Source organism: Kluyvera genomosp. 2 (genome assembly GCF_036759865.1).
GTDB classification, from domain to species: domain Bacteria; phylum Pseudomonadota; class Gammaproteobacteria; order Enterobacterales; family Enterobacteriaceae; genus Kluyvera; species Kluyvera ascorbata_B.
The window spans coordinates 170,140-183,597 of sequence record NZ_JAPKIA010000002.1 but is presented as its reverse complement, the minus strand read 5'-3'; the positions used below and the strand labels follow the sequence as shown (position 1 = coordinate 183,597).

8 protein-coding genes are annotated in these 13,458 nt (G+C 56.7%); 2 read left to right on the top strand and 6 right to left on the bottom strand.

Features of this window, described 5'->3' with window-relative positions; genetic code table 11:
- Positions 1-153: 153 nt before the first annotated feature.
- Positions 154-1,074 carry an agmatinase gene (gene speB / locus V6942_RS02675; RefSeq protein WP_062772945.1) on the top strand — a complete coding sequence of 307 codons (921 nt, stop codon included), beginning with the start codon at positions 154-156 and terminating at the stop codon, positions 1,072-1,074.
- 104 nt (positions 1,075-1,178) lie between these two features.
- On the opposite strand, the gene V6942_RS02670 is transcribed toward speB, so the two are convergent.
- Together V6942_RS02670 and V6942_RS02665 are read right to left on the bottom strand one after the other, a co-directional pair.
- Positions 1,179-2,447, bottom strand: coding sequence for an OprD family porin (locus V6942_RS02670; RefSeq protein WP_106925721.1), 1,269 nt, complete (start codon positions 2,445-2,447; stop codon positions 1,179-1,181).
- A gap of 387 nt (positions 2,448-2,834) precedes the next feature.
- Complete coding sequence (locus V6942_RS02665; RefSeq protein WP_182967051.1) at positions 2,835-3,593, bottom strand: M48 family metallopeptidase; 759 nt, start codon at positions 3,591-3,593, stop codon at positions 2,835-2,837.
- Between the two features lie 268 nt (positions 3,594-3,861).
- Here V6942_RS02665 and tkt point away from each other — a divergent pair, with 268 nt between their 5' ends.
- Positions 3,862-5,853: a transketolase gene (gene tkt, locus V6942_RS02660; protein ID WP_106925725.1), complete on the top strand. Its 1,992-nt coding sequence runs from the start codon at positions 3,862-3,864 to the stop codon at positions 5,851-5,853.
- Positions 5,854-5,911: 58 nt separating this feature from the next.
- On the opposite strand, the gene V6942_RS02655 is transcribed toward tkt, so the two are convergent.
- The 4 genes from V6942_RS02655 to V6942_RS02640 are packed head-to-tail and all read right to left on the bottom strand — an operon-like array spanning position 5,912 to position 13,351.
- Positions 5,912-8,509, bottom strand: a complete 2,598-nt coding sequence (locus V6942_RS02655) for a hypothetical protein (protein WP_333500790.1) — start codon at positions 8,507-8,509, stop codon at positions 5,912-5,914.
- Positions 8,506-10,497: a DUF5054 domain-containing protein gene (locus tag V6942_RS02650; protein ID WP_333500789.1), complete on the bottom strand. Its 1,992-nt coding sequence runs from the start codon at positions 10,495-10,497 to the stop codon at positions 8,506-8,508. The genes V6942_RS02655 and V6942_RS02650 overlap by 4 nt, the downstream gene beginning before the upstream one ends.
- A gap of 2 nt (positions 10,498-10,499) precedes the next feature.
- Entirely contained in the window at positions 10,500-11,714 is a 1,215-nt protein-coding gene (locus V6942_RS02645; RefSeq protein WP_333500788.1) for a CehA/McbA family metallohydrolase, read from the bottom strand.
- The gene (locus V6942_RS02640) at positions 11,714-13,351 is read right to left on the bottom strand and encodes a PTS transporter subunit EIIC (protein ID WP_333500787.1); all 1,638 of its coding nucleotides are present in this window, start codon (positions 13,349-13,351) and stop codon (positions 11,714-11,716) included. The genes V6942_RS02645 and V6942_RS02640 overlap by 1 nt, the downstream gene beginning before the upstream one ends.
- Positions 13,352-13,458: the final 107 nt, after the last annotated feature.

The window sequence follows — 13,458 nt, the reverse complement described above, 5'->3', positions numbered from 1 at the left end:
CGCCATCCGGCATTGACGATGCTAGCTTGAATCCGTACAAAATAACGGCGATAATTTGCCGCAAATATGCAGATACCAAATCAATCCCTTCCTCGTCGGGCCTAACGACGCGGAGGGGATTTTTTTTACAGTGATTTTAAAAGAGGTCAGCACATGAGCACCTTAGGGCATCAGTACGATAACTCCCTGGTTTCCAACGCGTTCGGTTTTCTTCGCCTGCCGATGAACTTCATGCCGTACGACAGCGATGCGGATTGGGTCATCACCGGCGTGCCGTTTGATATGGCCACGTCGGGTCGTGCCGGCGGCCGTCACGGCCCGGCGGCGATTCGTCAGGTTTCGACTAACCTGGCTTGGGAGCATAACCGCTTCCCGTGGAACTTCGACATGCGCGAGCGCCTGAACGTGGTGGACTGCGGCGACCTGGTTTATGCCTTCGGTGACGCTCGTGAAATGAGTGAGAAGCTGCAGGCGCACGCGGAAAAACTGCTGGCGGCCGGTAAGCGTATGCTCTCCTTCGGCGGCGATCACTTCGTGACGTTGCCGCTGCTGCGCGCACATGCGAAGCACTTTGGCAAAATGGCGTTGGTGCACTTTGATGCCCACACCGACACCTACGCTAACGGCTGCGAGTTTGACCACGGCACCATGTTCTTCACCGCGCCGAACGAAGGTCTGATCGACCCGAACCACTCTGTACAGATTGGTATTCGTACCGAGTTCGACAAAGACAACGGCTTCACCGTGCTGGATGCGGGCCAGGTGAACGATCGCAGCGTGGACGATATCATCGCGCAGGTGAAGCAGATTGTTGGCGATATGCCGGTCTACCTGACCTTCGATATCGACTGCCTGGATCCGGCGTTTGCACCGGGTACCGGCACGCCGGTTATCGGCGGTCTGACCTCCGATCGTGCGATTAAACTGGTACGCGGACTGAAAGATCTGAACATCGTTGGCATGGACGTGGTGGAAGTGGCTCCGGCCTATGACCAGTCCGAGATTACCGCGCTGGCCGCGGCGACGCTGGCGCTGGAAATGCTCTATATCCAGGCGGCGAAAAAAGGCGAGTAAGGCGGTGTTTGTGCCGGATGGCGGCTAACGCCTTATCCGGCCTACGGAACCCTTCACGGTAGGCCGGATAAGGCGTTAGCCGCCATCCGGCGGTCTTACAATAGTTAGAATGCGTTAAACGGATACTCGACGTACACGCGCACTTCATTCCCGCTGACGTTATAGTCGCTGGCGTTGCTGGACACACGCAGCACCGAGTAGCGCACTTTAAACTTCAGATCTTTTGCCGGGCCGTCCTGAACCTGGTACTGCACCTGGTTAAACCACTCGTGCTCTTTACCGTTATTGGTCTCAGCCGTCTTGATGTTATCGCCGCGAACGTAAGCGGTGGTCCAGCTCAGACCCGGCAGGCCGAGGCCGCCGAAGTCCAGGCCGTAGGATGCCTGCCATGAGCGCTCATCTTCGCCGTTAAAATCAGACCAGTAGGAGTTCGCCAGCCAGATGGTGTTGCCGCCATCGCCGACGCCGCCACGGTTCTGATAGCCGCCGTAGTTATAGCCGGTGCTGCCGCTGCTCTGCTGGTAGGCGATCTTGAAGGTATGAATATCCCAGATGTAGCTGGTCGCCAGGCTCCAGATGCTGTTGCTGCGTCCGGTGTTCAGCGAGTCGGCGTATTCCTGCTCCAGGCGTGAGTTATAGCCGTTAAAGTCGAAGACCAGTTTTTGTTTTTCGCTCAACGGCTGCGCGTAGTTCAGGCCGAGATACTGCTTGTTCAGGACATCTTCCACGTGAGACGCGTACAGCGCGCCGCTCAGTTGGTCGTTGAACTGATAGCTGGCACCGCCGAAGGTGATGCTTTTCAGACCGCTGTTGTGGCTGTCGTCGCTTTTACGCTGTTCGTCGGTAAAGTAACCGGCGTTAACTTCCAGACCGGCGATCTCTTTTGAGGTCAGCATCGTCCCGGTGTAGGTTTCATACAGCAGGCGCGAGTCGTCGGCGTAGAGAATGGGCAGCGTCGGGCGCTGGTTACCGTAGCTCAGCACGGTGTTAGAAAAACGCATTTTGGCGGTTGCGCCAAATTTGGCCAGATCGGATTTCGCGCGACCGTCGTTATCCTGCGCAAAGAAGTCAATACCACCCGCGCCGCTGTTGCCACGCCCGCCGTCAAGACGCACGCCGTACTGGGCGATGCCGTCTACGCCAAAGCCGATTGGGCCCTGGGTAAAGCCGGACTGGAAGGTCGCAATAACGCCCTGACCCCATTCGCTTTTATCGTGCAGGCCATCGCGGTAATCGCGTTTGATATAGGCGTTACGTAAAAAGATATCCAGATGACTGTCGTCAATAAAACCCTGGCTGTCAGATTGCTGGCTAGCGAAAGCCGGCGCAGAGGCAATAATACTTAAGGCAACTAATGTTAATTTCTTTTTCACGGAGGGAACTTCTCTGTTTATAAACTGTCAAATTGTATTGTTACAATTTTATAGTCGCCTGAATAAGCCGCAAAAGCAATCATTGTATTAATAGGTTTTGGGCCTTTTTTGTTGAGCGGCAGCCGTCGCGGCTGGGCTGGTGGGCAAGGTATAGACTAATTAAAAATACGGCAAATGACCTTTGTGAAAGATAAATAATATATCGCCGTGTTTGTTTCTAGTATAAATGTTTGGTCTGTTGCGCGATGCGTTATATATTCATCCTGGTTGACATCTGAACATATTTAACAGTTTGTGCGCTTAAGTTATCAATTGGTGCCGTTAAGTCAGTTATTCTATTTTTATCTTATTTATTCCGGGAGGCAAAATTACCCCCCGGAAAAATGATTATTTAATGCCGTCAGCCTGGAGACGGTCGCGGATGTGCTGCGCGCGTTCCTGGGTTGCCGGGTGATCATCGAACATCGAGCTTTGGCGGCCGTCTTCCAGCTTAGACAGCTTGTCGAAGCTGGTCGCTAGCCCGGTGGGGTTAATGCCGCGTTTGCGCAGCAAATCATAGGAGTAGTCGTCTGCCTCTGACTCCTGACGCTGTGAGAACTGCGAGTTCACCAGCTTCTCGCCGAGATCGCCCAGCTGCGATTGCGACAGGCTGCCGACGATACCGCCCGCTGAGGCCGCCGCCGCGCGTAGCGCGTTGGTGCCAATGGCAACCTGCATGCCTTTCTTAACGTGGCCGAGCGCAACGTGGCCCATTTCATGGCCGATCACCGCTTCGACTTCGTTGTCGTTCATTAAGTCCATCAGGCCGCTATAGACGCGAATACAGCCGTTAGCCATGGCAAAGGCGTTGACGTCTTTCGCGACGTAGACTTTGTAGTTCACCGGCTGGCCGTTAATGTTATCGCCCAGCGCCGCGGCGATTTTATTCAACCGTTGGGTATAAGCGCTATCGGCCGGGGCAATGGTCGCTTTACTGTCCATATCTTTACAGGCCTGGTCACTCAAGGCTTGTACCTGTTGATCGCTCAGGGTGAACGCCTGCAGTGCGCCGGAGCCGGAGTTTAATAAGCCATTAGAATCCATATTCTGGCAGCCGCTAAGCAGTAAGGTTGCGCCAAAAGCCAGAACCATCGCCCGTTTTTTCATAAGATTGCTTCCAAAGTCGTTTATCGGAAAATGCCCTGGAATTGCGACGCCAGAGTGAGGCTAAGTATAAAGAATATCGCGAGTTGTGGGCGAGGAGATTACATCTTCTTAACCCCGCTTCCAGAGATTTCTGAATACGCAAAAGGATGCTCCATGTACATGCTTTGTCGCATAGGTTACATTGTTGGCACTTTTTTCTGGCATAGCCCGTAACGTGCGCGCCTCGTGGCGTTAGGGTTGGCCTTCAACAGTCCGAACTGGAGTCAAAATGTCCTCACGTAAAGAGCTTGCTAATGCTATTCGTGCGCTGAGCATGGACGCAGTACAGAAAGCCAAATCCGGTCACCCGGGTGCCCCGATGGGTATGGCTGACATTGCCGAAGTCCTGTGGCGTGATTTTATGAACCATAACCCACAAAATCCGTCCTGGGCTGACCGTGACCGCTTTGTGCTGTCTAACGGCCACGGCTCCATGCTGATCTACAGCCTGCTGCACCTCACCGGTTACGATCTGCCGATGGAAGAGCTGAAAAACTTCCGTCAGCTGCACTCCAAAACGCCGGGTCACCCGGAAGTTGGCTACACCGCTGGCGTTGAGACCACCACCGGTCCGCTGGGGCAGGGTATTGCAAACGCCGTAGGTATGGCTATTGCAGAAAAAACGCTGGCGGCGCAGTTCAACCGCCCGGGTCACGACATCGTTGACCACTTCACCTATGCATTCATGGGCGATGGCTGCATGATGGAAGGCATTTCTCACGAAGTGTGCTCCCTGGCCGGTACCCTGAAGCTGGGTAAACTGATTGCCTTCTATGATGACAACGGTATCTCCATCGACGGCCACGTTGAAGGCTGGTTCACCGATGACACCGCGAAGCGTTTCGAAGCCTACCACTGGCACGTGATCCGCGATATCGACGGTCACGATGCTGAAGCGATTAAACGTGCGGTAGAAGAAGCGCGTAAAGTCACCGACAAACCGTCGCTGCTGATGTGCAAAACCGTTATCGGCTTCGGTTCACCGAACAAAGCAGGTACGCACGACTCTCACGGTGCCCCGCTGGGCGAAGCCGAAGTGGCGCTGACCCGTGAAGCGCTGGGTTGGAAATACGCGCCGTTTGAAATCCCGGCTGACATCTACGCGCAGTGGGATGCCAAAGAAGCAGGCAAAGCGAAAGAAGCCGCCTGGAACGACAAGTTTGCTGCCTATGCGAAAGCATTCCCTCAGGAAGCGGCTGAGTTCACCCGTCGTATGAAAGGCGATATGCCGTCTGATTTCGATGCGAAAGCGAATGAGTTCATCGCTAAGCTGCAGGCTAACCCGGCGAAAATCGCCAGCCGTAAAGCTTCTCAGAACGCAATCGAAGCCTTTGGCCATCTGCTGCCTGAATTCCTCGGCGGCTCTGCTGACCTGGCACCGTCTAACCTGACCATCTGGTCTGGTTCAAAAGCGATCAACGAAGATACCGCAGGCAACTACATTCACTACGGCGTGCGTGAGTTTGGTATGACCGCAATCGCGAACGGTATCGCGCTGCACGGTGGTTTCCTGCCGTACACCTCTACCTTCCTGATGTTCGTTGAGTACGCGCGTAACGCCGTGCGTATGGCAGCGCTGATGAAACAGCGTCAGGTTATGGTCTACACCCACGACTCTATCGGTCTGGGCGAAGACGGCCCGACGCACCAGCCGGTAGAGCAGATTGCTTCCCTGCGCGTGACGCCGAACATGAGCACATGGCGTCCGTGTGACCAGGTTGAGTCCGCGATTGCGTGGAAATACGGCGTTGAGCGTCATGACGGCCCGACCGCGCTGATCCTCTCCCGTCAGAACCTGGCGCAGCAGGAACGTACTGAAGCGCAGCTGGCTAACGTGGCGCGCGGCGGCTACGTGCTGAAAGATTGTGACGGTCAGCCTGAACTGATCTTCATCGCGACCGGTTCTGAAGTTGAGCTGGCGGTTGCGGCGTATGAAAAACTGACCGCTGAAGGCGTGAAGGCGCGCGTGGTTTCCATGCCGTCTACCGACGCGTTCGACAAGCAGGATGCGGCTTACCGTGAATCCGTGCTGCCGAAAGCCGTGAGTGCACGCGTCGCTATCGAAGCGGGCATCGCCGACTACTGGTTTAAATACGTGGGCCTGAACGGCGCTATCGTGGGCATGACCACCTTCGGTGAGTCTGCGCCAGCAGAGCAGCTGTTCGAAGAGTTTGGCTTCACCGTGGATAACGTGGTTGCGAAGGCGAAAGGCCTGCTGTAATCCGTTGCTCCTGAGTAAAAAGGCCGCGAAAGCGGCCTTTTTTTATGGCGTGGGGATATCAGACCGGCCTATCGTGAGCCAGCTGGCTGAGGTCAAGCGTCAGATGATCGTTGCCCCGTAAAACCGCTTTCTCTATTTTTTCTCCCAGCGCGTTACAGACATAACCGCGCCAGTCTTCCGGTATGGTCAGGGCTTCTGACGATGGGTTATACAGCCGCACCAACGTTTTGCCGTACAGCACGTCAACGCCGCTGATTACCCAGCCCTGGGGCAAATGGCTCAGCAGCTGGCGGTGGGCAATGTCCCGTTCGGGAATAAATACATCAAAATTATCTAAGCGCTGAAGACCCGTTCGATCGTGCTGCCATTGCCACAGTCGCCCCGGCGCGCTGAAGCGCTGTTCGCGTACCGCCAGCTGCGCCGGGGAATGCGTGCCGAGACACAGCGCAAAGTGAAAGCTCAGCTCGCCGGGGAGATGACCTTCCGGCGTGGCCTGGCGCTGCCCGGAGGCGCGCCCAGGGCGATACAGCAGATCGTCTTTACCAAGCTGGCCGACGCCGCGAAACAGCGTCAGGCGAAGCTGTTGCCCCTGATAGGCGTACTCTTTCAGGCCGCGGGCGAAAACGTGAAAATCGGCGTGTGGGCTCAGCCGGTGCATAAAGGGTTCGCTATCAACCGGGCGCTCCGCATAGCCTGTGCTATCGGCAATCTGCTGATTGGTGCGCATGAGCGTGCCAAACGGCACGTCGGCGCACACCGCGGCGATGGTTTGCCCGGTATTGAACAGCAGCTGCATACGGTGCTCGCGTACCGTATTTTCGATAGTCAGCTCGCCGTGCAGCATATCGTCTTCAAGGGTCAGCGTCAGTGTGACGTTAACGACGCGCAGGCGATCGCTACGCGCCCGTCGGTCGTCATTAATCCCTTCCGGCAGCCGCAGCGCGGCGTGCAGGCGCAGAGACTGTTGCCACGGATGCTGCTGAACCTCGCTGAGGGTGAAGTGCGAGAAGAGCAGCCCGCTATCGCCGGGCAGGGGCGAAAAGTCGTAGAGATCGCCATCGTCGCTGATATCGCGCAGTTGCAGCAGCGGCGTTAGCCTGCGGCCGGTGTTTTTCTCCAACAGCTGTAGCTGGTTGTCCCGCAGGCTCAGGTGATAGTGCGCATTTTCGATCGCCAGCGCTTCAGGGCAGGAGAGGGGAAAGAGCATCGGCCGCTGGCTGGGGGCGACGTAAAAGAGCGCGAAGCCCAGCGGTGGCACCGGTACGTTGAGCAGGTCGACGATGTTTTCGTAGTACCAGCACTGTTGTTCTGTCTCGACCTCGCCATCCGGCGTCAGCAGAACATGGCGCGGTAGTTGAACCTGGCGCTGTCGATGAACCACGACGCGTATCGGTTCGCCATTCTCACCGATGAGCGCAAATTGGGCCGTGGGGGTAATAAGCGTCTGTTGGCGGACGTCGATGGCGGGGCTGCTGGTCCCGTTGAGTACCAGAAAGCGATAGGGCGTTTGGATCTCAAGATTCGCCAGAAGCTGACGAGCGTGGAGGCTGAATATTGCCTCGCCGATTTGCTGCGCCTGACGGCAACGGTGCAGCACGTCGCGGTTGGTTTCATCGCTGTTGCAGCCGCCCATGCTGTCGTGGGCGTGCGACTCGAGTAGCCAGCGCCACGCCTGCTCCAGCATCTCTTCACCTTCGCTAAAGCCGTTACGCCGTGCCAGCGCCAGCATGGGCTCTGCCAGCCGGGTGAGGCACCTTTCCGCATCAGCATTGGCTTTTTTAATGTCGTAGCGCGAAGAACCAATGCTTTTGTGTACCCGGGAAAGGCGCGGCGTACGAAACTCACCGCGCCAGCGTGGCAGCGTCTGACTGGCCAGCGTGGCGAAGTAACGTTCATAGCTGCTGACCTCCCAGCGGTCTTCGCTAAGCGCGTTAACGGCGGCGATAAGCCGGTCGAAGTCAGCATCGCAGCTGACCTGATCGCCGCCGATCGGGCAGAGGAGATCCGGCGACGCCGACAGCGCCTTCATGCGGGTAATGAGTGGGAACGTTTCTTCGTCGAAATGCGCGGGGCGGAAGTTGCGCCAGCGGCCACCGCGTTCGGGGTGGGCAAGCGAGTAGCCAAAGGGCGTTATCACGGTGGTGGCGCAATCGCCGTTCAGCGCCTCCCAGCACAGCTCCGTTGGCCCCATCAGTTGCGGATCGTAACCGCGGCGCAGCAGGATATGCCGCAGCCCGAACGCGCGGGCAATCTGCGGCAACTGGGCGTGGCTGCCAAAGGTGTCCGGCAGGTACAGCACCGACATGCAGTAGCCTGCTTCACGCGCGTGGTGGATGCCGATGCGCAGGTTACGAAACATCGATTCCGTGGCGATGTTAAACAGATCCGGCTGGGTGTACCACGGGCCGATCAGCAGCCGTTTTTGCTGAACGAGCCTGCGCGCCCGCTCGGCCATTTTGGGTTTAAGGCGAATAAAATCATCAAAGATTGAGCTCTGGCCATCAAGATGGAAAACGAAGCGGGGGTTGTTTTCCAGCGCTTCAATGAGCTCGCTGAAGGCTTTGAGCGCGAAAAGCTGGGTGTCGAGCGTGGAGAAATACCATTCGCGATCCCAATGGGTATGCGAGACGGCGTGGATGGTGCGGACGTCGTTCATTGCGCCTCCCCTTTGTCTTTAAAATAGACGCGGTACTCCGCGTGAATATCGTCGTCGTACCACATCGGGAAGTTGGTGCCCCAGATGTTGTTATAGAGCTGCCCGTAGAGGCTGACGCGTGAAGCGGTCGGCTCGCCAAAGCAAAGGATCTTCGGCTGGTATAGCGCCAGCAGCGGCGCGTCGAGAGGCTCCAGCGTCCACTGTTCGGTGCGCGCAAACTCCACCGCGTGCAGGTTGGCGTTGCCGTTTCTGACCACGTTAAACCAGTCGGTGGGGTAGCCCAGTTTCTGGCACATGCTCTGGCCCACGTTGGCCAGCCCCAGCTGTAGCCAGATTTCCTCCGCCAGGCGGTTGGCCTGTTTCCCGCGGATGCTGACCCGCAGCGACAGTGCGCGGCGGACCTTGCTAAAGCCGTATTCCAGAACGATCCCTTCAGGCAGCCGTAATTCAATGCCGGGCGCGGCGTCGGGCCGGACGGTGGCCTGCACGTACCAGGCATTCAGCTCGCCGCGAAAGCGCACCTGCTTAAGTGCAAAGTTGACCTGTTGAGTGGTGACCGGACGTGGGGTGAGCTCCAGACCGGGTCGGGTGAAGTCAGAGAGCGCCCATGGGGCGGTGGCATCGAGATTTTGCAGGTAGCGGTCGCGAAAATGGTCATACTCCTGCGGCCCGACCTGCCGATAGATCAGGCGGGCAAACGGGGCGTCGAGCACCGGCTTGCCGTCAACGTTGAGCGACGACAGGCTGCCGTCATTCGCCAGGGCAAAGTCGTAGTCACCGAAGGTGAACTGACGCAGTTCGGTTGCCATCCCTTTGGCGACGATAGGGCCTGCTCCGGCGATGTCACACAGCGGCGCGGGGAGATGTGCGCAGGCGCTATCGAGATAGCGTCGCTGTTCTTCCCACGACCGTGCAAAGTGACCATAGCTGCGGGTGGCCTGGTGGGGAGACTGCGCAATAAACTGACTCAGCGATGCATATTTTTCCGGCACCGGGGCGTGAATGCTGTCCGCGGCGCGCGCGGCGCTGAACGCTTCTGGCAGGTAATGACAGTAATCGGGAAGATGCAGTTTGAGATCCATTCCCCAGGTATGCTCCGGCACCATCAGAAGGGCATCAAGGGCCTCAGGCGGGCAGACAATTTCCTGCTGCAGACGGCGGCTTAAACGGCGATAGCGGCTGACTTTCCCCGGGTCGCTGGCCAGCCCGTGGTTCCAGGTATCGCCGATTTCAGCATCGATGATCGACAGAGTCGGGCGGAGGGTTTCCACGCGGGCGGCGAACGCGTCCAGCGTTGAAGCACTGACCTGTGTTTCGGGATAACGCTGGCGGTAGCGTTCAATGAGCTGCATGACGTCGGCTGCCGTCGGCGGTGAACAGTTATCTTCGGCGTGACAAAAGACCAGCAGCTCGTCCAGCGCTTCACACCAGGTTTCGTTGCCGTAGCCGCCGAAAGAGTAGTTGACGACGATGTCGCGCTGGCCGTATTTCCAGATAAACAGCGACGGGACATCCGGTGGGCAGGAGGCCGCATTCACGCCAATATGCAGGTAGCGCAGCCCGGCGTCGGCTAGCCATGGCACGATAGCCTGCGGGTGACCCGGGACGTCGGTCATTTTCGCGGCAATCGTCCGGCGCTGGAAACGCGCGTCCAGCGCCTGGCTATAGGAGAGCGCGTGGCGCATCAGCGTGGGCGTAAACAGCTCGCTGTGGGTGGTAAACGGCAGACCGTGCCAGACGATGTTGCCAGCCGCTATGGCCTCGCAAAGCCTGGCCTGATCCTCGGGAGCCGCGCGCTGCAGGTAGCGGTGGATAAGCCAGGAACCGCAGGTCCAGATAAAATTTTTCTCTGCTCCGGCGTTCACCTCGCGGGCAAGCGCTATCACTGCCGGAATAAACTCCGTCAGGTATTTATCTTCAATTGTCTGGGCATAATCGGTGAAGCCGATATCGAGATGCGTTTTATAAATAATATGCACGCGCTGCATGTTCACTCCCTGAAAATGGGGTTGCTAATCAGTTGGGCGCGGGAGCCATCGTTCACCCGTAAAAAGGCAAAGCGGCTGTTGGCCCAGTGAATGTCCCGTTGTACTACGCCGCTGCGGTGCGGCAATTCAATCACCTGCTTCTCGGTATAGAGCAGCACCTGGTGGTGGGCTGGCACGTTGAGATCGACATGCAGTGCCGGGCTTACGGTCGTGTCCCCGGCCCCGGCGTCTCCGGCGGCAAAACGCCGCAGCCGAATATCATCGTGGCTCTGCATATAGCTGCGACCGCTGGCGATGGCATGCAGAATGTCGCGGCGTTCAGCGCTGCGGCTGTGCACGGCAAGAGTAGGCAGCGTCAGCGATTTTTCTTTGTGGAAATCGCTGCCGGCGGTAACGGCAATGTTCTGCCCCAGGCGCAGCTGCTGTAGCCAGTACTGAAACGTGGCTTCGTTATGGGTCGTTGCCTCCCAGGGGCCGTTCCACAATTCAAGCCAGTCGAAATTGATAAAGGGCAGCAGCCATGGGCAGTGCTGGCAGAACGGATGATTAATGCCAATCCAGGCGCCGTTGCTGCGAGCTTCGGCCATCTTCTGTGCGATCTCCGCTGCGCTGAAGCTGGGCAGAAAACTGTGCACAGGCTGAGCAACGCCGAGAAAGTTGACGTGCCCGAGCGGGGTGGTGAGCTCCATACCGGGAATCAGGCATTGTGGTACGTTGATGCCGTCGATCTCCCGGTTTTGCGTCATGGTGTTATGGTCGGTAAAGCAGAGAAAATCGTGATTAAGTGAGCGAGCTCTGGCGATCAGCGCTGCTATGCTTAGCTTGCCGTCGCTGTGCTCGGAGTGCATATGTGTATCCCCGCGCAGCCAGCGTAGCGCCTTGTGGTAGCGCACGATCTCGACCTGAATGCGGCACACGGTCGTGATTTTATGCAGCCCCAGCAGCACGTATCCTTTACCTCGGGGCAACGCGCCTCGCCGGTAGCCGGGCGTGGCGAAGTTTTCGCTGACCGCAATGTGTTGCCGCGCTCCGCCACTCCAGCCGAGGGTTTCTTCACCGATTTTTAGTCCTAAATCGACCACGTTACCGTCGTTGACGCGGTAGCTGATTTCCAGCCGTTCAACGTCGGGCCCGGGATCGAACGGCAGCGCGATAAGCCGTTTTTGTTCGTAGGGATGTGCGACGTACTCAATATGCTCCGTTGAGAGGTTATCCATTAGTCCTCCTCAAGCAGTTCTTTACAGTCGCCGGCAATCATCACCACTTCGGTGCCGTAGATAATTTGCCAGCCGGTTTCGCCGACGCGCACGACGCCTTTGGCGCGCAGGGTTTTCTTCCACACGTCATCGTCTGCGACGCGTGAAGGATCGATCACCTCGACGCGTAGCCGGGAAATACAGTTATCGAACTGAGCAATATTTTCTTTGCCGCCGAAAGCGGCAATAATTTGCATGGAAAATTCATCGCTCGGTGCTTTAACCGGGGATGCTGCGCTTTTACTTTTAAAATCCTGTTTGCTGAAAAGCTTCACGTCATCACCGCCGGTAACTTCTTCTTCACGGCCCGGGGTCATCACGTTAAAACGAGTAATTAAATAGCGGAATAGCGCATAGTAGACGACAAAAAAGAGAGGGGTTAACCAGAGATATCCCCACAGGTTTAATTTATTGGGCTGAAGCAATACCGGCAGAATATCTTTCAGGCAGCCGCCGTAGACAGAAACGTTAGCCATTTCCGTTAAAACGAAAATTAAACCAGTGAGCGGTACGTGGACCAGATAAAAAAGCCAGGGGGCGACAAACAAGAAGGTATATTCGATAGGTTCCGTTACGCCAAATAGTATCATCGTTGCCACCACCGGCAGCAGAAGGCCCGCAACGACCTTTTTATGCTGAGAGCGGGAGCAGTGGTACATGGCAAGCGCGGCTCCCGGCAACGCGCCGAAGTGGGTGACGACGCGTCCGGACTGGAAGCCGCGCACCAGCAGCTCTTGCGTGTCGCTACAGCCCAACTGGGCCATATAGATGTTGGTGGTACCGCTGACCAGATTGCCGCACACTTCCATTGAACCGCCGAGCTCGGTCAGGCGAATGGGGGTTGTGATCAGGTGGTGCAGGCCTACCGGCAGCAGCGATTTATCGGCCACTGCCCAGAGGAAGGTGCCAAATAAACCGGAATCACCGATGAGCTTACTGAACTGCGCCAGCATCCAGCCGATAGGCGGCCAGATGAGATAGAGCGCTGACCCCATCAGCGCACCGACGACGAGCGTGACGATAGGCACGGTGCGCGTACCGGCGAAGAAGGAGAGCACCATCGGTAGCTTTACGTTGTAAAGTCGGTTATGCAGCCAGGCAGTCACAAGACCGACCGCCATGCCGCCAAAGACGCTCATGCGGTAGGTGAACATGCCTAATTCGGTGGTATAGATAGAGGCTTCTTGCACCGCGGCGACCGGGTCGAGGTGGCGCTGATTGATAAACCAACTGGCCGTCGTCGTTTGTTCACTAAGACCATGAAGCGTAAGTAATGTGCTGAGGATGAAATGCATCGACATAAAGCAAACGGCGCCGGAAAAGGCGGCCCAGCCTTTCTCTTTTTTTGCCAGACCAAAGGCGACGCCGATCGAGAAGAACAGCGGTAAATTGCGAAATACCACGTCCCCCGTCGCCTTCATTACGCTGAACGTGATAAACCATAGTGATTCTTGATTAAATAAAGCGCCGAGATGTAATGCCTCCAGCGTTTCTTTATTCGTCAATGCACTGCCGAATCCCATAAACATGGAACCAATAGTAATAATTGATATGGGGACCAGCATGGCTTGCCCAATCATTTGCATTTGCTGCTTCATAAATCATCCTTGTGAATATTTAAACCGGAATGATGGCGATAATTGTGGGTGAATAATGAAATTCGTCATTAGCGTCAGAAATATTTCTTTAATGCATATATTTTCGG

Bases quoted from the DNA above. Each gene is read 5' to 3' on its own strand.
- V6942_RS02645 (WP_333500788.1), bottom strand. From the start codon at position 11,714: ATGGATAACCTCTCAACGGAGCATATTGAGTACGTCGCACATCCCTAC.
- V6942_RS02640 (WP_333500787.1), bottom strand. From the start codon at position 13,351: ATGAAGCAGCAAATGCAAATGATTGGGCAAGCCATGCTGGTCCCCATA.
- V6942_RS02650 (WP_333500789.1), bottom strand. From the start codon at position 10,497: ATGCAGCGCGTGCATATTATTTATAAAACGCATCTCGATATCGGCTTC.
- V6942_RS02655 (WP_333500790.1), bottom strand. From the start codon at position 8,509: ATGAACGACGTCCGCACCATCCACGCCGTCTCGCATACCCATTGGGAT.
- speB (WP_062772945.1), top strand. From the start codon at position 154: ATGAGCACCTTAGGGCATCAGTACGATAACTCCCTGGTTTCCAACGCG.
- V6942_RS02665 (WP_182967051.1), bottom strand. From the start codon at position 3,593: ATGAAAAAACGGGCGATGGTTCTGGCTTTTGGCGCAACCTTACTGCTT.
- tkt (WP_106925725.1), top strand. From the start codon at position 3,862: ATGTCCTCACGTAAAGAGCTTGCTAATGCTATTCGTGCGCTGAGCATG.